The organism is Micromonospora sp. (assembly GCF_048594385.1).
In the GTDB taxonomy this organism is placed as follows: Bacteria; Actinomycetota; Actinomycetes; order Mycobacteriales; family Micromonosporaceae; genus Micromonospora; species Micromonospora wenchangensis.
Genome location: NZ_JBMDWU010000511.1, coordinates 1 through 19,954, shown reverse-complemented (window position 1 = coordinate 19,954; position 19,954 = coordinate 1). Strand labels below are relative to the sequence as shown.

Annotated in this window: 19 protein-coding genes; 13 read left to right on the top strand and 6 right to left on the bottom strand. The window is 74.6% G+C overall.

From position 1 onward, the window contains the following. Positions 1 to 333: VOC family protein (locus ACOJTC_RS27415; protein WP_420119046.1), on the top strand; the 333-nt coding region annotated here is incomplete at its 5' end. Between the two features lie 685 nt (positions 334 to 1,018). On the opposite strand, the gene ACOJTC_RS27410 is transcribed toward ACOJTC_RS27415, so the two are convergent. Beyond that, positions 1,019 to 1,708 carry a helix-turn-helix domain-containing protein gene (locus ACOJTC_RS27410; protein WP_420119045.1) on the bottom strand — a complete coding sequence of 230 codons (690 nt, stop codon included), beginning with the start codon at positions 1,706 to 1,708 and terminating at the stop codon, positions 1,019 to 1,021. 231 nt (positions 1,709 to 1,939) lie between these two features. Here ACOJTC_RS27410 and ACOJTC_RS27405 point away from each other — a divergent pair, with 231 nt between their 5' ends. From ACOJTC_RS27405 to ACOJTC_RS27360, 10 genes are read left to right on the top strand one after another with little or no spacing between them, the layout of a single operon-like run. Beyond that, positions 1,940 to 2,917, top strand: coding sequence for an asparaginase (locus tag ACOJTC_RS27405; RefSeq protein ID WP_420119044.1), 978 nt, complete (start codon positions 1,940 to 1,942; stop codon positions 2,915 to 2,917). Beyond that, complete coding sequence (locus tag ACOJTC_RS27400; RefSeq protein ID WP_204924567.1) at positions 2,914 to 3,945, top strand: quinone oxidoreductase family protein; 1,032 nt, start codon at positions 2,914 to 2,916, stop codon at positions 3,943 to 3,945. The genes ACOJTC_RS27405 and ACOJTC_RS27400 overlap by 4 nt, the downstream gene beginning before the upstream one ends. Beyond that, positions 3,942 to 5,378: an MmgE/PrpD family protein gene (locus tag ACOJTC_RS27395; protein ID WP_420119043.1), complete on the top strand. Its 1,437-nt coding sequence runs from the start codon at positions 3,942 to 3,944 to the stop codon at positions 5,376 to 5,378. Before ACOJTC_RS27400 ends, ACOJTC_RS27395 begins: the two co-directional genes overlap by 4 nt. Then, entirely contained in the window at positions 5,372 to 6,310 is a 939-nt protein-coding gene (locus ACOJTC_RS27390; protein WP_204924569.1) for a polysaccharide deacetylase family protein, read from the top strand. The genes ACOJTC_RS27395 and ACOJTC_RS27390 overlap by 7 nt, the downstream gene beginning before the upstream one ends. Positions 6,311 to 6,312: 2 nt before the next feature. Beyond that, positions 6,313 to 7,104, top strand: coding sequence for an ABC transporter ATP-binding protein (locus ACOJTC_RS27385; protein ID WP_232377477.1), 792 nt, complete (start codon positions 6,313 to 6,315; stop codon positions 7,102 to 7,104). Beyond that, positions 7,101 to 7,961: an ABC transporter permease gene (locus ACOJTC_RS27380; RefSeq protein ID WP_204924571.1), complete on the top strand. Its 861-nt coding sequence runs from the start codon at positions 7,101 to 7,103 to the stop codon at positions 7,959 to 7,961. The genes ACOJTC_RS27385 and ACOJTC_RS27380 overlap by 4 nt, the downstream gene beginning before the upstream one ends. Further along, on the top strand, positions 7,958 to 9,037 hold the full coding sequence (locus ACOJTC_RS27375) for an ABC transporter substrate-binding protein (protein WP_420119042.1): 1,080 nt from the start codon (positions 7,958 to 7,960) through the stop codon (positions 9,035 to 9,037). Before ACOJTC_RS27380 ends, ACOJTC_RS27375 begins: the two co-directional genes overlap by 4 nt. After that, positions 9,037 to 9,819 (top strand): HpcH/HpaI aldolase family protein, encoded by a 783-nt coding sequence (locus tag ACOJTC_RS27370; RefSeq protein WP_363654411.1) that lies wholly within the window; start codon positions 9,037 to 9,039, stop codon positions 9,817 to 9,819. Before ACOJTC_RS27375 ends, ACOJTC_RS27370 begins: the two co-directional genes overlap by 1 nt. Next, on the top strand, positions 9,816 to 10,478 hold the full coding sequence (locus tag ACOJTC_RS27365) for an SDR family NAD(P)-dependent oxidoreductase (protein WP_420119041.1): 663 nt from the start codon (positions 9,816 to 9,818) through the stop codon (positions 10,476 to 10,478). The genes ACOJTC_RS27370 and ACOJTC_RS27365 overlap by 4 nt, the downstream gene beginning before the upstream one ends. Before the next feature lie 39 nt (positions 10,479 to 10,517). Continuing rightward, positions 10,518 to 11,621, top strand: a complete 1,104-nt coding sequence (locus tag ACOJTC_RS27360; protein WP_420119040.1) for a LacI family DNA-binding transcriptional regulator — start codon at positions 10,518 to 10,520, stop codon at positions 11,619 to 11,621. A 134-nt stretch (positions 11,622 to 11,755) separates the two neighbouring features. Here the strand turns inward: ACOJTC_RS27360 and ACOJTC_RS27355 are convergent, their stop codons facing one another. The 5 genes from ACOJTC_RS27355 to ACOJTC_RS27335 form a co-directional block, all read right to left on the bottom strand. After that, on the bottom strand, positions 11,756 to 12,982 hold the full coding sequence (locus tag ACOJTC_RS27355) for a glycosyltransferase (RefSeq protein WP_420119039.1): 1,227 nt from the start codon (positions 12,980 to 12,982) through the stop codon (positions 11,756 to 11,758). Continuing rightward, a complete protein-coding gene (locus tag ACOJTC_RS27350) occupies positions 12,979 to 15,468 on the bottom strand; it encodes an ArnT family glycosyltransferase (RefSeq protein ID WP_420119038.1) in 2,490 nt (829 codons plus the stop codon). The genes ACOJTC_RS27355 and ACOJTC_RS27350 overlap by 4 nt, the downstream gene beginning before the upstream one ends. Positions 15,469 to 15,512: 44 nt before the next feature. After that, positions 15,513 to 17,045, bottom strand: coding sequence for a HAMP domain-containing sensor histidine kinase (locus ACOJTC_RS27345; RefSeq protein WP_420119037.1), 1,533 nt, complete (start codon positions 17,043 to 17,045; stop codon positions 15,513 to 15,515). Between the two features lie 52 nt (positions 17,046 to 17,097). Continuing rightward, a complete protein-coding gene (locus tag ACOJTC_RS27340) occupies positions 17,098 to 17,844 on the bottom strand; it encodes a response regulator transcription factor (RefSeq protein WP_204924579.1) in 747 nt (248 codons plus the stop codon). Positions 17,845 to 17,998: 154 nt separating this feature from the next. Continuing rightward, the gene (locus tag ACOJTC_RS27335) at positions 17,999 to 18,232 is read right to left on the bottom strand and encodes a hypothetical protein (protein WP_204924580.1); all 234 of its coding nucleotides are present in this window, start codon (positions 18,230 to 18,232) and stop codon (positions 17,999 to 18,001) included. Positions 18,233 to 18,445: 213 nt separating this feature from the next. Here ACOJTC_RS27335 and ACOJTC_RS27330 point away from each other — a divergent pair, with 213 nt between their 5' ends. Beyond that, on the top strand, positions 18,446 to 19,396 hold the full coding sequence (locus ACOJTC_RS27330; RefSeq protein WP_204924581.1) for a serine/threonine-protein kinase: 951 nt from the start codon (positions 18,446 to 18,448) through the stop codon (positions 19,394 to 19,396). Between the two features lie 79 nt (positions 19,397 to 19,475). Further along, positions 19,476 to 19,901 carry an OsmC family protein gene (locus ACOJTC_RS27325; RefSeq protein WP_204924582.1) on the top strand — a complete coding sequence of 142 codons (426 nt, stop codon included), beginning with the start codon at positions 19,476 to 19,478 and terminating at the stop codon, positions 19,899 to 19,901. Positions 19,902 to 19,954: the final 53 nt, after the last annotated feature.

Below are 19,954 nucleotides of genomic sequence, written 5' to 3'. Positions count from 1 at the left end.
GACCACGTCGAGGTCACCCTGCCCGGTGGGCTGCGGCTGGCCTGGGACACCGTGACGATGCTGCGCGGCTTCCACCCCGACTGGACGCCGCCCAGCGGCAGCCCGCGCGCCAGCCTCGCCTTCCTGTGCGCCGACCCGGCCGAGGTGGACCGGTACTGGACCGCGCTCACCGAGGCGGGTTTCCACGGCGAGGTCGCCCCGTGGGACGCGTTCTGGGGCCAGCGGTACGCGATCCTGCACGACCCGGACGGCAACGGCGTGGACCTCTTCGCGCCCCTCGACGCCACGCCCCCCGCCGGCACGCCCGACACCGCATCCCCCGGACCGAGCTGACCCACCGGCCGCCCCTTCCCGGTACGGACCCGGCCGACCCTTCCCGGTACGGACCCTTTCGAGCTGATGACGCCAACGATTCGCGGCGACGTCAACGCGGGCCGGTCGGGGCTCCCGCGCCAAGGGGCACCACGGAGCGCAGGACCGCCGTCCCCGGGCCGGCCGCGCGGCGACCGGCGTGAAGGCGGCCAGGGCCGGGGCGACCGGCGTGAAGGCGGCCAAGGCCGGGGCGACCGGCGAAAGGCAGCCAGGGCCGGGGCGACCTCGCCGGAGCCGCATCGATCCGGGTAAGCGCACCCACCCTGCACCGAGGACCGGCGGGCTCCCGGCCGGCCGCGCACGGGCGCGATTCGTTGACGCCATCAGCTCGAAAGGGCCCGCACTGCACAACCCCACCCCCTCGCCGCGCCCATCGGGACGGGCAACGGGTGGGGTGGACCGAGGTGGCCGGGGTCGGCCCGACGGTCACGTCACCACGCTGTCGGCGGCGAACCTCGGGACCACCGCCGTGACCCGGGACGACCCCGAGAGCACCACGGCGGCCCCGGGCAACCACCGCAGCCCGCAGCCCTCAGCCCCGTAGCCACCTCCGGACGCAGGCACCATCGAAACGCCGGCCCTCGCGCCCGTCGGACCCGGTCACGGGGGACTCGGGAACCCGGCCGCTCCGGGGTGACGCGGGTGGTCAGCGGGCGAGCAGGGTGGTCGGTGCGACGCCGACCAGGTCCCGGACGTCGCGGGTGAAGTGGGCCTGGTCGGCGTAACCGGCACGGGCGGCCACCTCGGCCAGGCCGACGCCGCGACGGGCCAGCGCCAGGGCGCGGTGCAACCGCAGGATCCGCGCGAGGGTCTTGGGGCCGTACCCGAAGAGGGTCCGGCTGCGCCGGTGCAGGGCGCGCGGGCCGAGGCCGACCTCGGCGGCGGTCGCGGTGACCGTGGCGCCAGCGGCGAGCAGCGCGGCCACCCGGGGGCCGAGCGGGTCGACGCCGCCTCCCCGGGCGAGCCGGTCGACGGCGATCGCGGCCAGCGCGGCGGCGGTGGGCGACGCGCCGAGCTGCTCGGTGAGCCGGACGGCGTCACGCCCCCAGAGGGCGTCGAGGGGCACCCGGCGGTCCCGCAGTTCGTCGGCGGGGACGCCGAAGACGGCCGGGCCCACCCCGGGCGGCAGCCGGACCCCGCGCCACCGTTCTCCGGGTGCCGACACGCTGAGCTGCGCCGTGCGGTCCGGGCCGGCGACCAGCAGCCCCGAGCGGCTGGACCAGAGCAGGTCGAGACAACCGTCGGGCAGCACCCGGGTCGGCGGGGCGTCCGGGCGGCTCTCGCTGGCCCAGAGCACCGCTGCGTCGATCACCCCGGCGGGTCGTTCCCGGTACACGGTCCCAGCCTGCCACGCCGCCGGCCGCCCGCCGCGCCGCGACACCGTGGCGACCCGGGAACCGGACGACGACGGACACCGCAACAGGCCCGACATCCGTACGTCATCGACGCGGCCACCAATCCATATCATCCTCGGGTTCACGTTCTCGCAGCTCTTGTGCAGGGCGAACGTTTGTGCAACTGTCATCACCTCGATTGAGCAATCGTTTGCGCAAAGGGGGTGTGGCCGGTGCGGATCGCGGTTCTGGCAACCGGTGGGACGATCGCGTCGCGGTGGGACCCCGACAAGGGCCTGGCCGTGACCGACTCCGTCACGGACCTGCTGAAGAACGTCCTGGGCACGACCGACGCGGAGATCCACGGCTTCGACCTGTCCTGCCGGCCGAGCTTCACGCTCTCCCTGGACGACATGCTGACCACCGTCCAGGCGGTACGGGCCAAGCTCGACGACGGGTTCACCGGCGTGGTCGTCACCCACGGCACCGACACGCTGGAGGAGGCCGCCTACCTGACCGGGCAGTTCACCGGCCCCGACGCCCGGGTCGTGCTGACCGGGGCCCAGCGTGGCGCCGACGAGCCCGACTCCGACGCCGGACGCAACCTCGCCGACGCGATCCGGGTGGTCACCGCGCCCCGGCCGCTCGGTGCGGCGACGGTCATGGGCGGCGTCGCGTACGCCGCGGTGGAGAGCCGCAAGGTGCACACCTCGGCGGTGTCGGCGTTCTCCGGCGGTACCGCCGGCGTGCTGGCCCTGGTCGACCCGGACGGCGTGCTGCGGGTCTCCACCGCCGCCCGGGGCGGGCACTACGCCCACCTGCCGATCCCCACCCGACTGCCCCGGGTGGACCTGGTCAAGCTCGTCGCGGGCGCGGACGGCACCCACCTGCGCGCGTCGCTGCACGCCGGTGCCGCCGGCATCGTGGTCGAGGCGTTCGGCGCGGGCAACGCCCCACCCGCGGTCGCCGAGGCCATCGCGGAGGCCGGCCGACGCGGCGTACCCGTGGTCATCACCAGCCGGACCGGGGCGGGCCGGGTCCGCCCGGTCTACGCCGGCGGCGGGGCGACCCTCGCCCGCGCCGGCGCGCTCTTCGCCGGTGACCTCACCGGCACCCAGGCCCGGGTCGCGTTGGCCCTCGCCCTGGCCGTCGAAGAACCCGGCGCCGTGCCGGAAGCCCTGCGCACCATGGTGGAAGGACGTCGCGCGTGAAGACCGAAGCAGTGACCATGAACGGGTACGGCGGCCCCGAGACGCTCACCCTCACCGAGGTCGACCTGCCCGAACCCGGCCCCGACGAGGTCCTGCTGCGGGTGCTCGCGGTCGCCGTCAACCACCTCGACGCCGACCTGCGCAGCGGGGTGTCCCGGATGCCGCTGCGGCTGCCGCACGTGCTCGGCCGCGAGGTCGTCGGCGTGGTGGAACGGCTCGGTTCCCGGGTCACCGGCCGGGCCCCGGGCGACCGTGTGCTGGTGCTGCCCAACACGCCCTGCGGGAGCTGCCCCCGCTGCCTGACCGGGCGGGCCAACCTCTGCCCGAACGCCGACATGCCCGGCATCACCAGGTGGGGCGGGTACGCCCGGCACGCGGTGGCCCCGGCGCGCGGCCTGCTGGACATCGGCGACCTCGACCCGGTGGTCGCCGCCGCCACCCCGATCTCCTTCGGCACCGCCTGGCGCACCCTGTACTCCATCGGTCGGCTCGCCCCCGGCGAGTGGGTCCTCGCCCCGGGCGCCGCCGGTGGGCTCGGGCACGCGGTGGTGCAGCTCGCCAAGCTCGGCGGCGCCCGGGTGGTCGGCCTCATCGGCGACCCGGCGAAGGCCGACTTCGTCTCCTCGCTCGGCGCGGACGCGGTGCTGAGCACCCGGAATCCCGACTGGGCCGCCGAGGCCCGGGAGATCACCGGGGGCGCGGGCTTCGACGTGATCGTCGAACACATCGGCGGCGACGTCTTCGAGGCCGCGCTGGGCACCCTCGCCCCCACCGGCCGGCTGATCGTCGGCGGCGGCCACGCCGGGGAGCACCCGCACCTCGACCTCATCGAGACCTTCCGCAACGAGTACGAGCTGCGCGGCTCGCGCAGCCAGCGTCCCGACGAGATCGCCCGGGTGCTGGGGCTGGTCGCGGCGGGACAGCTCGCCCCCCGGGTCGACGCGGTCCTGTCGTTGGCCGACGCCGGCCGGGCCCACCAGGCGCTCGCCGACCGGCGGGTGCTCGGCAAGCAGGTGATCGCGCCGTGACCGGGCACCGGCGGTCCGACGCCCACGACGACGTGCTGGCCACGCTCGTCGCCGGTGCCGTCGAGGCCGCCGACACACTGCTGGCCACCGGCACCGGGCAGGTGCTGGTGCGGCAGGTGGCGGCCCGGCTGACCGCCAACGCCGTCGCGGCCCACGGGCACCTGCCCGCCGGGCTGGACACCGCCGGCGACCCGGACGGCCCGTGCAGCCTGCTGGCCGCGCCGGGCGGGACGGACGAGCCGGCGCGGGCCGCCGCGGTGACGGCGGCGGCGATCACCGTCAGCCAGTGCGACGAGGGGCTGCGCGAATCCCGGGGGCACCCGGGGCTGCACGCGTACGCCGCCGCCCTGGCCGCCGCCGAGGTCGACGACCGCAGCCTGCGGGTGTTCCTGCGGGCGCTGGCGGTCGGCTGGGAGGTGGGTGCCCGACTCGGGCTGCTGCTCGGCGCGCCCCGCCCCGGGGTGCACCCGCACGGTGGGTGGGGCGTCGGCGCGGCGGCGGCCGCCGCCGGGACCGTCGCCGGGCAGGACGCCGCCGGACTGGCCGCGACGGTGAACCTGGCGCTGACCGTGGCGCTGGCCGGGCCGGAGGCCGACACCCGGCGGGGGCATGCCGCCCACTACCTGCTGCCCGCCCTGGGCACCGCCAACGGGCTGACCGTCGCCCGGCTCGCCGACGCCGGGTTCCCGGCCACCGGCCCGGTGCTGCCCCACCTCGGGCGGACCGTCCACCAGGGCGGCACCGACCGGCCGGTGGACGCCGCGCTGCTGTCCCGGCCGCTGCTGCCCGACGTGTATTTCAAGCCGGTCGGGGTGTGGGCGCACACCCCGACCGCCGGGACGGTGGCCCGCGCCCTGGCCCGGGCCCTGCCCGCCGCCGAGGTGGCGGCGGTGACCGTGCACACCTACGCGGGGGCGGCTCTGCTCGCCGAGCGGCGGCCGGCCGGCCGGCTGGCCCGCCAGTTCAGCATCCCGTGGGTGGTGGCCTGCGGACTGCTCGGCACCGACCCGGGCGCCCCGGACGGGGCGGCGGACGACCGACGGACCCGCGCCGCCCGGCTCGCCGAGCGGGTGACCGTACGCCACGACCCCGGGCTGGACCAGGGATATCCGGCGGGCCGGCCGGCGGTGGTGGAGGTGACGACCCACGGCGGTGCCCGGCTGGGCGGGCGGGCCCGGTTCCACCACGGCGACCGGGAGGACCCGATGACGGCCGACGACCTGGCCGCCGTCGACGCCGCGCTGCTGCGCACCCCGGGGGTGCCGGCGGGGGCGGCCGAGCTGCTGCACGGGCTGGCCCGCGCGCCCGGGGCGACCCGACTGCGAGACCTCACCGCGCTGGTGCGCGGCGGGGCACCGAATCCGAACGGCGGTCCGCCGCCGGTTCCCGCTGGGGCCGGCCGATCCGGCAGAAAGGACACGACGACATGGTGATCAGAGTCGAACCCGGCACCGAGCGGGACTTCATCGGCTACGGCGGGGACCTGCCCCGCGTCGAGTGGCCCGGTGGCGCCCGGGTGGCGGTGAGCCTGTGCCTCAACTACGAGGAGGGCGCCGAACACAGCCTCCTCGACGGTGACAGCGTCAACGAGTGGGTCGGCGAGATCTCGTACACGCCGACCAGCGCCGAGCACCGGGACCTGTCCCAGGAGTCGGTCTACGAGTACGGCAGCCGGGCCGGCGCGTGGCGGCTGCTGCGGCTGTTCGACCGGACGCAGACCCCGGTGACCGTGTACGGCTGCGCCGAGGCGCTGGCCCGTAACCGGCCGCTGACCAGGGCGTTCGTCGACGCCGGGCACGAGATCTGCTCGCACGGCCTGCGCTGGCGGGAGCCGTCGGGGATGACCGAGGACGAGGAACGCGCCGAGATCCGGCAGGCGGTGGCGACGATCACCGAGCTGTGCGGGGAACGCCCGGTCGGCTGGTACTCCCGGTACGCCCCGTCGGACCGGACCCGCCGGCTGCTGGTCGAGGAGGGCGGCTTCCGGTACGACTCCAACGCCTACAACGACGACCTGCCGTACTGGGTGCAGGTGGCCGACCAGCGGCACCTGGTGGTGCCGTACACGCACACGTACAACGACGGCCGGTTCGCCTTCAGCCCCGGCTACGGCAACCCGACGGACTTCTTCGAGAACTGCCGGCGGGGCATCGAGTACCTGTGGGAGGAGGGCGAGACCTCCCCCAAGATGATCTCGATCGGGCTGCACGCCCGGCTGATCGGCCAGGCCGGGCGGGCCTCCGCGCTGCGTGACCTGATCGCCTGGGCGCAGGACCTGCCCGGCGTCTGGTTCGCCAGGCGGCGCGACATCGCCGACTGGTGGCACCACAACTACTCCGACCTGCCGGCCCACGGAGGGCAGTGACCATGCGCATCGAGATCGACAACGTGGCCAAGGGGTATCCCCGGGCCGACGGGAGCCGACTGTCGGTGGTCGGCAGCCTCAGCACCACGATCGAGGCGCAGGAGTTCGTCTGCGTGATCGGGCCGAGCGGATGCGGCAAGTCGACGCTGCTCGGCCTGCTCGGCGGGCTGCGCCGGCCGGACGACGGGGAGATCCGGTTCGTCGGCGAGCGCACCGCCGCCGGCCCGCTCACCTCGATCGTCTGGCAGGACTACGCGCTGATCCCGTGGCGGTCCATCGCCGACAACGTCGGCTTCGGGCTGGAGCTGCGCGGGGTGCCCGCCGCCCGGCGGCGGGAGGTCGCCCGGGAGCACCTGACGATGATGGGCATCGAGGCGTTCGCCGACAACAAGCCGCACGAGTTGTCCGGCGGCATGCGCCAGCGGGCCGGGATCGCCCGGGCCCTGGCCAGCGACCCCGAGGTCCTGCTGATGGACGAGCCGTTCGCGGCGGTGGACGCCCAGACCCGCACGCTGCTGCAGGACGAGCTGCTCCAGGTCTGGTCGAAGCACCGCAAGACGGTCCTGTTCATCACGCACAGCATCGAGGAGGCGCTGCTGCTGGCGGACCGGATCATCGTGCTCGGGCCCCGACCGACCCGGGTGGTCGAGGAGATCCGGGTGCCGTTCCCCCGGCCGCGTACTCGCGACGTCGAGTTGGACCCGCGGTTCACCGAGTTGAAACGCCACCTGTGGGCGCAGTTGCGGGACGCCACCCTGGCGGCCGAGTGGGCGGAAGCGAAGGGGGACCGATGAGCGAGCAGAGCGTGCCGACCCGGGAGCGGGCGACCGACGAACCCGTGGTCCGCTACGCGGTGGACCCCCGCGCGGAACGCCCACCGGGTCGCGGCTTCAAGCTGCTCAGCAGCGGGCTGGGCAGCATGGTGCCGGTGGTCGTGGTGCTGGCGCTGTGGCAGGGCGGCAGCATGGCCGGGCTGATCGACAAGACCTTCTTCCCGGCCCCGTCGGAGTGCGTGCAGGCGCTGGTCGACCTGTTCTCCTCCGGGGAGCTGCTGCCGAACATCGGGATCACCGCCCAGCGCATCCTGCTCGGTTTCCTGCTCGGCGTGATCCCGGCGACGCTGCTGGGCATCGCGATGGGACGGTCGCGGTGGGTGCGGGTGCTGATCGATCCGCTGATCGCCATCACGTACCCGATCCCGGTGGTGGCGATCCTGCCGCTGCTGCTGGTCATCTTCGGCACCGGCGGACGGCCGATCGTGGTGCTCGCCGGCATCATCTCGTTCTTCCCGGCGGTGGTGAACGCGATGTCCGGAGTGCTCCAGGTCGACGAGCGGCTGATCCTGATGGCCCGCAACCTGGGTGCCGGCCGGCAGCAGATCCTCTGGAAGATCGTGCTGCCGGGCGCCCTGCCGTCCATCTTCGCCGGTATCCGGCTGGCCGCGGGGCTCGCCCTGCTGGGCACGATCGCCGGTGAGTTCCTCGCCGCCAGCGACGGCGTCGGGTCGATGACCTGGCGTTACTGGCAGATCTATCAGATCGACAACATGTACGCCACGCTCGCGGTGATCGCGGCGATGGGCTTTTTCCTCACCACGGTGACGCTGCGCGTGCAGCGGCGCTTCTTCAGCTGGACGGAGGGCCAATCATGACAATCAAGAACAAGGGTGTCATCGCCGCGCTGTTGGGGGCGAGCCTGCTGCTCGGCACCGCGGCCTGCGGGAACGACGCGGAGTCGACGGGGGCCGGCGGCACCGACAAGGTGACGGTCAACTCGCTGGAGATCCTCTCGCTGGCCCCGATGATGGTGGCCGACGCGAAGGGCTTCTTCGGCAAGCACAAGGTCGAGGTGGAGTTCAGCAACGCCGACATCTACTCCCGGCTCGCGGTGCAGGGTCAGGGCAAGCTGGACGTGAACATCCCGGGTACCGGTGGCGCGCTGTTCAACGCGGTCAACCAGGGGCTGCGGGTGCGGGCGGTGGCCGACCGGCAGCAGTACCGGTGCGCCTCGGACAACCTCCTGCTGGCCCGTACCCAGGCCTTCGACGGCGGTCTGAAGAGCGTGGCCGACCTCAAGGGCAAGAAGGTCGCCATCCTGGCCAAGGGTTCGACCACCGAGTACTGGCTGGACCGGGCGCTGGGTGAGGTCGGGCTCAAGCAGTCCGACCTGGGGCAGATCGTCACCCTGAGCTACCCGGACACGGCCAACGCGCTCAAGAGCGGTGCGGTGGACGCCGGCTTCGTGGTGCAGCCGCTGGCGTACCAGCTCATCACCGACGGGCAGGCCAAGCGGGTGCTGGCGATGAACGAGGTGGCCCCGAACCAGGAGCAGGGCCTGATCACCATGTCGCAGGACTTCATCAGCAAGCGGCCCGAGGTCGCGGCCCGGTGGATGGCCGGCTGGCTGGAGGGTGTGCGCTACTACCAGGACCCGGCCAACAAGGACGACGTCATCAAGATCGTGGCCGAGCGGACCAAGGTGCCGGCGGAGACGATCACCAAGCTGTACGGCACCGACCAGTGGCCGTACATGGACCCGAACGGTCGGGTGGACACCGCCACGGTGACCGCCGAGGACGGCAAGTGGCTGCTCGACAACAAGATCATTGAGAAGCTGCCGGAGGTCGGTGAGTGGCACGACGGTTCCGTCGTCGACGCCGCCCTGAAGATCGTCGGCGAGGTGCCGGCCAACCGCGACTGCGGCGGCGTGCAGAAGCTGGAGTCCTGATGTTTCCCCGTCCGAGCCGGCTGGCCGAGGTGCTGCGCGACGGTGGCGTCGCCCTCGGCAGCCTGACCCTGCTGCAGGAACCGGCGATCGGCGAGATCCTCGGCGCCCTCGGCTACGACTTCCTCGTCGTCGACACCGAGCACGCCGCCGCCGACGAGCAGAGCGTGCTGGCGATGGTCCGGGCGGCCGGCTCGGCGGGGACCACCCCGCTGGTCCGGCTGCGCCGGATCGAGGAGAAGGACCTGCTCTGGTCCCTGGACAGCGGCGCCGGCGGGGTGGTGCTGCCGCTGGTGGAGACCGGCGCGCAGGCCGTCGAGGCGGCCCGGCTGACCCACTACCCGCCGGTCGGTGACCGGACGCTGTGCTCGGCGGCGCGGGCCGCCGGGCACGGCACCGCCCGGGGCGACTTCGACCGCTACCTGACCTGGGCCGGGCAGAACACCACGGTCGTCGCCCTGGTCGAGACCCCGGCCGGGCTGGCCAACCTGGACGACATCCTCGCCGCCGACCTCGACGTGCTGATGCTCGGCCGGGCCGACCTGTCGGTCAAGCTGGGCCTGGGCTACCAGCCCACCCACCCGGAGGTGGAGAAGCACGCGGTCGACTTCGTCGAGCGGGTGGTCGCCGCCGGCCGGGTCGCCGGCATGCTCGCCTACTCAGCCGAGGAGGCCCGCCGCTGGATCGACCGGGGCGTCCGCTTCGTCGTCTACTCCCAGCCGGAGATGCTGCTGTCCGACGCCTACCGGCGGGCCCGCGACGAGATCCTCGGCGGTACGTCGTGAGCCTGCTGGTGACCGGCGGGGCCAGCGGCATCGGTGCGGCGGTGGTCGCCGCCGCCCACGCCCGGGGCGAGACGGTGCACGTGCTGGACGTCGCCACCGGCGTGGACGCCGCCGACCCGGTCGCGGTCGGCGGGTTCGTCGACGCGATCGGCACCCCGCGCCGGGTGGCCCACCTGGCCGGGGTGGTCAGCGCCGGTGGCATCGAACAGACCAGCCTCGCCGAGTGGGAACGCACCCTGCGCAACAACCTCACCGCCGCGTTCGTCGTCTCCCAGGCCGTGGTGCCCCGGATGGCGGCGGCCGGCGGGGGGTCGCTGGTGCTGATGAGCAGCCTCAACGCCCGTGACGGCGGCACCCGGCTGTCGGGCACGGCGTACGCGGCGGCGAAGGCGGGGGTGCTGGGCCTGATGCGGCACCTGGCCGTCGACTTCGGACCGCGGGCGGTACGGGTCAACGCCGTCGCGCCCGGCCCGGTGGCGACCCCGATGCACGACCGGCTCACCGCCGAACAGAAGGCGGGGCTGCGGGCCCGGATGCCCCTGGGCCGGGTCTCCTCGGCGCAGGAGATCGCCGACATCGTGCTGTTCCTGCTCTCCGATTCCTGCGCCACGGTCACCGGCATGACCTTCGATGTGAACGGGGGCAGTCATCTCAGCTAGGTTGCCGGGTACGGGTACCGGTCCGGCACGGGAGGCACAGTGAACAAGCGGGTGACCCTGCGCGACGTCGCCGGCCACACCGGGGTGCACGTTTCCACGGTCTCCCGGGTGCTGCGCGGCGACGACGTCCGGGTCGCCCCGGCGACCGCGGCCCGGATCGTGGCCGCCGCCCGGGAACTGGGCTTCCACCGGGACCGTTGGGCGGCCAGCCTGCGCAGCGGCAAGACCGGGGTGATCGGCGTGCTGGTCCCCCGGATCACCGACATCGTGCTGGCCACCGTCTTCGAGGGCATCGACGCCGCCGCTGCCGCCGCCGGCTACCAGGCGGTGGTGAGCAGCAGTTGGGACGACGACGAGGCGCGGGCGGTGCGCATCCAGCGGTTGATCGGGGAACGGGTGGACGGGCTGATCATCGGTGACGCCCGCCGCAACGATCCGATGCTGGCCCGGCTGGCCGCCGACGGGGTACCGTTCGTGCTGGTCAGTCGGGCCTCCCGGGGTTTCCCGTCGGTGACCGGCCGGGACCGCCTCGGTGGTCGGCTCGCCGCCGAGCACCTGATCGACGTGGGCTGCCGGCGGCTGGCGGTGATCGCCGGTCCCGGGCACGCCAGCACCGCCGCCGACCGGGTCGCGGGCTTCCTCGCCGCGGCGAAGGCCCGGGGTGTGCCGGTCGACCCCCGGTGGGTCGCACCGTCCACCTTCGACGTCGCCGGTGGGGCCTCGGCGATGGCCGGGCTGCTGGACACCGGTCGTCCCGACGGGGTCTTCGCGGTCAACGACTTCGCCGCGATCGGGGCGATGGGCACCCTGCGCGACCACGGCCTGCGGGTCGGTCGGGAGGTGGCGGTCGTCGGGTACAACGACATCGACGTGGACGCCCAACTCCTGGTGCCGCTCACCTCGATCCGTACCCCGCTGCGGGACATGGGCTCGCAGGCCCTACACGCCCTGCTCACCCTGCTCGGTTCGGGCAGCACCACGTCGGTACGGCTGGACCCGGAACTGATCGTCCGGGCGACCACCGCCGACTTCTCCCCCGGGGTCACGGAGGCGGTGGCGCGTACCGTCGCGCTGCCCGAGGTGCCCCACGGGGGACATCCGCGAGAGCATTCCGCAGGTGTGGTGGTCACACCGGTGAACTGAGGCCCGCCCGGACCGGGTCGTCCCGCCCCGCGCCGCCCGGACCGGTCCTGCGGGCCCCGCACCGCACGGCCCGTGCCGGCTGCCCGGCGGTGCGGGCGGGGCACGGAGATCGCGACGCGCCACCGCCCGGCCGGTCAGGCCCGGCGGTGGTGCATCGCCAGGCGCAGCAGCAGGAACCGCAGCGCCGTCGCGGCCAGGTTCGCGACCACCAGCACGGCCAGTTCGACCGGCCGGGACGGGGTGCCGACCGAGTGCAGGGCGGCGAGCGCGCCGCTGGTCAACGCCAGGCCGAGGGCGAAGGCGAGCAACCCCTGCAGGTGGTGGCGGCCGGCGGACCGCCGGCCGGTGATGCCGAAGGTGAGCCGCCGGTTCGCCGCCGTGTTGCCCACCGCCGTCACCAGCAACGCCAGCAGGTTCGCCGGTTGCGCGCCGAGCATCCCCCGGGTCGCCACGAACAGCACCAGGTACGCCACCGTGCTGACCACGCCGACCAGGGCGAACCGGGCCAACTGGCCGGGCAGCCCGGCCGGCACCCGCGCCGGTGCGGCGGCCAGCGGTGCCCGGCCCCACTGGGCGCGCAGCGCGGCCAGCGGCAACGCCCCGGTGACCAGGGCCCGCCCCAGCCGGCCGATGCCGCGCAGGTCGGCCAGCGCGGTGGCCACGATGTCGACCCGGCTGTCGGGGTCGTCGACCCAGTCCACCGGCACCTCGTGGATGCGCAGTCCGGCGCGCTGGGCGAGCACCAGCAGCTCGGTGTCGAAGAACCACCCGGTGTCCTGCACCAGCGGCAGCAGCTCCCGGGCCACGTCGGCGCGGATGGCCTTGAAGCCGCACTGCGCGTCGGAGAACCGGGCGGCGAGAGCGCCCCGCAGCAGCAGGTTGTAGGCCCGGGAGATCACCTCCCGTTTGGCGCCCCGCACCACCCGGGAGGTCCGGGCCAGCCGGGTGCCGATGGCGAGGTCCGAATGGCCGGAGATGAGCGGGGCGACCAGCGGCAGCAACGCTGCCAGGTCGGTCGACAGGTCCACGTCCATGTACGCCAGCACCGGGGCGTCCGACGCCGACCACGCGGCACGCAGCGCCCGGCCGCGTCCCTTGGCGCTCAGGTGCCGTACCTCGACGTGCGGGAGTTCGGCGGCCAGCGCCTCGGCCACGGCGAGGGTGCCGTCGACGCTGGCGTTGTCCGCCACGGTGATCCGGAACGGGTACGGGAAGTGCGCGCTCAGGTGCTCGTGCAGCCGGCGTACGCAGGGACCGAGGTCGGCCTCCTCGTTGTAGACCGGCACCACCACGTCGAGCACGGCGGTCGGGGTGCCGGTCCGGGTCTGCACGGCGGGCCGGGGGCTGCCGATCGTGGTCATCCCTGTGCCTCCTGTCCGGCGTCGGTCAGGTCGTAGACGGTGACCCCGTCGACGGTCTGCGCGGTGAAGTTCTCGGTGACCCAGGTGGCGATCTCCTGGGAGGCGGAGCTGCCGCCGTTGGCCCGGAAGCCGCCCCCGCCGACGAAGTAGTGGATCTTCCCGGCGGCCACGTACTCCTGGAACCGGGCCAGCGTGGGTGACGGGTCGCTGCCGTTGAAGCCGCCGACCGCCATCACCGGCCGGCCGGTGGCGAGCTGGTAGCCGGAGGCGTTGTTGGAGCCGACGGTCGCCGCCATCCAGGTGTAGTCGTCGGCGTCGGCCGTCAGCAGCGCCTTCAGCGCGGCGCTCGGCTCCCGGGAGTCGAGCAGGCCGCTCATCCCGCCGGCCATGCGCCCCTGGCCACCCCTCGTACGCCCGCCGTCCTGACCGGTGCCGCTGTTCGGACCGGCACCGCTGTTCGGACCGGCACCGCCGTTCGGACCGGAACCGCCGTCCTGGCCGGGGAAGCCGGGGAACTGGCCGGTGCCGCCGTTGGCGGTACCGCCGGGGAAGCCGGGGGGCTGACCGTTCCGACCGGTGCCGCCGTCCCGGTTGCCGCCCGGGAAGCCGCCACCACCGGGGAAGCCGCCACCACCGGGGAACTCCATGCCGTTGCCCATCCGACCACCGGGCCCGCCACGACCCGAGCCGAAGCCGCCCTGCACGGTCGGGCCGGCGCTCGGGATGGACCCGGTGTGCGGGGTGCCGGCGGTCTGCGCCGCGTACGCCGCCGGGCCGGCCAGCGCGGCCGACGCGCCGAGCGCCAGCACCACCGGCACCAGACGCCGGGGCAGCCGGCGGGCGAGCACGATCAGCACCGCCACGGTGAGCCCGGCGACCAGCACGGCCGACCGTAGCCAGGGCTGGAAGTCGACGCTGCGACCGAGCAGTCGCCACGACCACCAGGCGGTCACCGCGAGGGCACCGGCCAGGGCACCGGTGGCGAACCACCCCCGCCACCGGGCGGGCCGCCGACCAGCGGCCTCCGACGCGGCACCGGCGGCAGTCGTCACGGCACCGGCGGTGGGCTGTGCCGTGCCGGCGGCAGGCTGCGCTGGCCCGAGGTCGGCCCCCGGCGTCGGTCCCGGGTGGACAGCCGAAGCGGCGACCGGCCCGGCGGGCACCGTGGCACCGGTGACCGGGGGGACGGGTCCGGCGGCGGCCCGGCGTTCCCGCCAGAGCAGGACGGTGCCGATGCCGACCAGCGCGCCGACCGCCGGGGCCAGGGCGACGGTGTAGTACGCGTGGAAGATGCCGGACATGAAGCTGAAGATCAGCCCGGTGACCAGCAGCCAGCCGCCCCACAGCAGCAGCCCGGCGCGACGGCGGTCGGTGCGGGCCGCCCGGCCGGCCAGCACCAGGCCGGCGACGAGCAGGATCAGGGCGGCCGGCAGCAGCCAGGAGATCTGGCCGCCGACCTCGGTGTCGAACATCCGCAACCAGCCGGTCTGCCCGGAGAACGGTCCACCGCCACCGCCACCGCCACCGCCCATCCGGCCGCCGCCGACGCTGCCCTCCTCGTCACCGGTGATCCGGCCGAGGCCGTTGTAGCCGAGGGTCAGCTCCAGGATGCTGTTGGTCTGCGACCCGCCGACGTACGGCCGGGCGCTGGCCGGGACCAGTTCCACGGTGGCCACCCACCAGCCGGCGGCGACGACCAGCCCCAGGCCGGCCAGCAGCAACTGCCGGATCCGCCGCCAGAAGCCGGTCGGCGCGGCCAGCAGGTAGACCCCGGCGAAGACCGGGACCACCAGGAACGCCTGGAGCATCTTGGTGAGGAAGCCGAAGCCGACCAGCACCCCGACCAGCACGATCCACCGGGTGCCGGCCGTCTCCACCGCCCGGACCGTGGCGTACGCGCCGAGCACGAGCAACAGGACCAGCAGCGCGTCCGGGTTGTTGAACCGGAACATCAGGGTGGCGACCGGGGTGAGCGCCAGGACCGTTCCGGCGATCAGCCCGGCGGCCGGGCCGTACCAGCGGCGGACGGTGGCGTACAGGACGCCGACCGAGGCGACGCCGAGCAGCGCCTGCGGCACCAGGATCGCCCAGCTGTTCAGTCCGAAGATCCGTACCGACAGGGCCATCAGCCACAGCGCGGCCGGCGTCTTGTCGACGGTGATCGAGTTGGCCGCGTCGGAGGAGCCGTAGAAGAACGCCTTCCAGCTCTCGGAGCCGGCCTGCACCGCCGCCGAGTAGAACGAGTTCGCCCAGCCGGACTCCCCCAGGCCCCACAGGTAGAGCAGGCCGGTGCCGAGCAGCAGCACCGCCAGCGCGGGCCTGACCCAGCGCGGGCCGCGGCGGGTCGCGTCGCCGCTGTCCGGGTGCGACGACGCCGAGCGGGCCGGCGGTGCGGTCGCGGTGGCGCGCGGACCGGACGGGGGTGCGGTCGCGGTGTCGTCCGGCGGATCGGCCGGCGTCGTCAGCAGGCTCTCGGTTCTGTCCATGCGGCCAGCCTCGACCAGCGGGTTGGGGCCGCCCCGTGACCGAGCTATGCGTGGGCTGTGGAATCCGGCGGCGCGGGCGCGACCGGTTGCGGCGGCACGGGCGTGGCGCGGTCCGGGGGCGTCGGGGTGGCCGGCAGCCGGACGGTGAAGACCGTCCGGCCCGGTCGGCTCTCCAGCTCGACGGTGCCGTGGTGGGCCTCCACCACGGCGGCCACGATGGCCAGGCCGAGGCCGGTGCTGCCGTGCTGCCGGGACCGTGAGCTGTCGCCCCGGGCGAACCGTTCGAAGACCTCGTCGCGCAGCTCCGGGGGCACCCCGGGGCCGTCGTCGGTGACGCTGAGTTCCACCGCGTCGGATACCGGGGCGATGCGGGTGGTGACGGTGGTGCCGGGCGGGGTGTGCACCCGCGCGTTGGCGAGCAGGTTCGCCACCACCTGGTGCAGCCGGACGGCGTCGCCGGGCACCTCCACCGCCTCGTCGGGCAGGTCGAGCTGCCAGCGGTGTCCGTCGCCGGCCACGTGCGCGTCGCTGACCGCGTCGACCACCAGCGCGGTCAGGTCGACCGGCCCGGTGGCCAGCGGCCGTCCGGAGTCCAGCCGGGCCAGCAGCAGCAGGTCGTCGACGAGGCTGGTCATCCGGGTGCTGGCGGATTCGACCCGGCGCAGCGCGTGGGCCACGTCCGGCGGTACCCGGTCCCGGCCCCGCCGGGCCACCTCGGCGTAGCCCCGGATCGCGGCCAGCGGGGTCCGCAGCTCGTGCGAGGCGTCGGCGACGAACTGGCGTACCCGGGTCTCGCTGGCCTGCCGGGCGGCGAGCGCGGCGGCGACGTGGCCCAGCATCCGGTTCAGCGCCGCGCCGACCTGCCCCACCTCGGTACGCGGGTCGGTGTCGGCGGCGGGCACCCGTACCGACAGCGCCACCTCACCCCGGTCCAGCGGCAGTTCGGCGACCCGCCCGGCGGTGGCCGCCACCCGGTGCAGCGGGCGCAGCGTGGCCCGGACGATCAGCGCGCCCAGGCTGCCGGCGATGAGCAGGCCGGCGGTGGCGACGCCGGCCTGGGCGACGACCATCCACCAGACGGTCTCCTGCACGGGGCGCAGCGGGATGGCGAAGACCAGGGTGTCGCCGCCGGGAACCTGGCGGGCCACCGCCCGGTAGTCGCCGCGCTCGCCGAGGTCGACGGTGTGCGGCCTGCTGTCGGCGGGCAGCCCGGTCAGCGGGGCGACGTCGGCGGCGGCGAGCGCCTCGGTCGCGCCGGAGGCGCTGCGGATGCGGGCCGACGGCTGCTCCTGCGGGACGATCCGCATCCCGATCGAGCCGACCGGGTACGTCGGTGGCGGGTCGGGTTGTCCCTGCCGGCCGGTGGCCTGGTCGAGGGGGCGGGGCTGGCCCGGGGTCCGGTCCCAGGGCAGCCGGCTGTCGAAGCGGCGGTTGTCCCCGGCGAGCTGGGTGTCGACCTGGTTGATCAGGAAGTGCCGTAGCGCGACCGTGGTCAGCCCGCCGATGCCGATGCTGACCAGCGCCAGCAGCGCGACCACGGTGAGCACCAGCCGGCGGCGCAGGGACCAGCCCGCCAACCGGTGACGCCGCTGGCCGCCGGCCAGCCGGCGGCGGAGGCGACCGACCGGGTCACGGCGCGGGTTTGAGGACATAGCCGGCGCCGCGCAGGGTGTGGATCATCGGCGCGCGCCCCACGTCGATCTTCTTGCGCAGGTACGAGATGTACAGTTCGACCACGTTGGCCTGCCCGCCGAAGTCGTAGTTCCACACCCGGTCGAGGATCTGCGCCTTGCTGAGCACCCGACGCGGGTTGCGCATCAGGTAGCGCAGCAGTTCGAACTCGGTGGCGGTCAGGGTGATCAGGTCGTCGCCCCGGCGTACCTCGTGGCTGTCCTCGTCGAGGGTGAGGTCGCCGACGGTGAGCACGGCCTCCTCCCGGGCGGTCACCGCGAAGCCGGTACGCCGCAGCAGGGCGCGCAGCCGGGCGATGACCTCCTCCAGGCTGAACGGCTTGGTTACGTAGTCGTCGCCGCCGACGGTGAGGCCGGCGATCCGTTCCTCGACGGCGTCGCGGGCGGTCAGGAAGAGCACCGGCACGGTCGGGGTCTGCTCGCGCAGCCGGCGCAGCACCTGGAAGCCGTCCAGGTCGGGGAGCATCACGTCGAGCACCACCGCGTCGGGCTGGAACTGCCGGGCCGCGCTCAACGCCGCCATCCCGTTGCCCGCGCTGCGCACCTGCCACCCCTCGTAGCGCAGCGCCATCGACAGCAGGTCGGTCAGGGTGGGTTCGTCGTCGACCACCAGCACCCGGACGGGTTCGCCGTCGGGGCGGCGCAACTCGATCCGGTGCGGTGCGGTCTGCCCCTCGGTCACCATGCCCCCATCGTGGGACCGGTTACTGGCGCTGCCCTGTGCGCATCCTGTGCGCCCGCTGTGCGCGCGGCCCCGCTCGACCGTACCGGGCCCGGCGGCGTCGGGGGGCGGTTCCCCGGATCGCGCCCGGCCACCCACGGGCCGGCGCGGCGTGCGGCTACTGGCTCATGCCGGTCGGGTAGGTGTGCACGAAGGACATCGTCCACTGGTCGTCGCCGGCCGGCTGGTCCCGCTGGTAGAGGTGGTCGGGACCGCCCCCGCCGGGGGCCGGCGGGGCGTCCGGGTGGCGCAGCACCCAGCGGGCGGGCGGCACCCCCGCCGGGTCGGCCGGCAGGACCCGGACCAGGTCGTGGGCCGGTCCACCGACGAAGCGTACGGTCACCTCGCCCATCGGGGCCTCCCTCCGGCGGCCGGCGGTCGCGGGCCACTGACGGCAAGCTACCGCACCCGGGGTCGGGCCGGGGTGGCCCGACCGGGTCCACCGGCGTGGGATCGGGTCCACGGGGCGGGGCGGACACGGTTTGCCCAGCACAGCGGCCGGGTACCGGCTCGACAGCGCCATCGCCACCCCGGCGACGCGTTCGGCATGGACGGGAGCGGGTCGATGAGGACGCTGGCCGGGCGTTACCAGCTCGAACAGCGCATCGGCATGGGTGGGATGTCGGAGGTCTGGCGGGCCCACGACGTCGTCCTGGACCGGCCGGTCGCGGTGAAGCTGATGTCCCCCGCCCACCGGGGCGAGCAGACCTCGGTCGAGCGGATCAGGGCCGAGGCCCGGTCCGCCGCCCGGCTGGTGCACCCCAACGTCGCCAGTGTCCACGACTTCGGCACCTCGACGGCCCTGCCCGGCCGGGAGATGCCGTACATCGTGATGGAGCTGGTGGAGGGCGAGACCCTCGCCGCGCACCTGCGGGCCGGCCCGTTGGACTGGCGGATCGCGGTCCGGGTCTGCGCCGAGGTGGCCGCCGCACTCGCGGCGGCGCACGCCCACGGGATCGTGCACCGCGACGTCAAACCGGCCAACGTGATGCTCACCCCGTCGGGGGCGAAGGTGCTCGACTTCGGTATCGCGACCCCGGCCGGCGCACCCGACCACAGCCCGGACGGCATGCTGATGGGGACTCCGGCGTACCTGGCCCCGGAACAGTTCGACAGGCAGCCGGCCACCCCCGCCGCCGACATGTACGCCGTCGGTGTCCTGCTCTACTACTGCCTCACCGCACGGCTGCCGTACGCGGCGGGGACCACCGCCACCCAGCTGGTCGGGTCCCGGCGGAAGATCACGCCGGAGCCGTTGCCGCCGGTCGCCGGACTCCCGGCCGAGGTGGCCGACCTGTGCCGGCGCTGTCTCGCCGACGACCCGTGCGAGCGGCCCAGCAGTCTGGTGGCGGCGCTGGAGCTGGCGGAGGTGGTCGACGCCCGGGTCTACGTGCCGATGCTGGCCTCGGTGCCCCGGCCCCGTACCGCGCCGGTGTCGCCGTGGACCGAACGGGCGGCCGCCGAGGAGACCGAGGCGGTGGCGCTGCACGACTGGTCCCGGACCGGACCGGTCTGATCGAAGCCGTCGGCGCGCCGGGCGGGCGTTTCACCCGTTCGTGGCCGGGAACCCGGCCGACGGATGAGGGGGGAACGCGATGCCGGATCCGAGTTCCTGGCTGCACGAGGCCAGCGCGACCGCCACGGGCGGGCACGTACGCACCGACGACGGTGGGCTCTCCACCGCGCTGGCGTCACCGCTCGCGCCGCACTGCACCGGGTTGACCCCGGAGCAACTGCTCGCCGCCGCCTTCGCCTCCTGCCTGCACCACGCGGCGGTCGAGGCGGCCGGGGAGATCACCGACGAGGCGCACACGGTGCAGGTGACCGCCGAGGCGAAGCTCGGGCGCGACGACGACGGCCGGTACCGGGCCGACGTGCACGCCAGCATCTCGTCGGCCGGGTTGAGCCGGGAGCAGTTGGCCGAACTGGTCGCGTACGCCGACCGGCTGTGGCCGTTCTCCAGCGACGACAGCAGCCGGCACCGGCTGACGGTGAGCGCGGCCGAGAACGGCCGGCACTGAACCGCCGACGCCCCACCTCCGGCGGGGGGGGCGGCACCCCGGCCGCAGGGCGG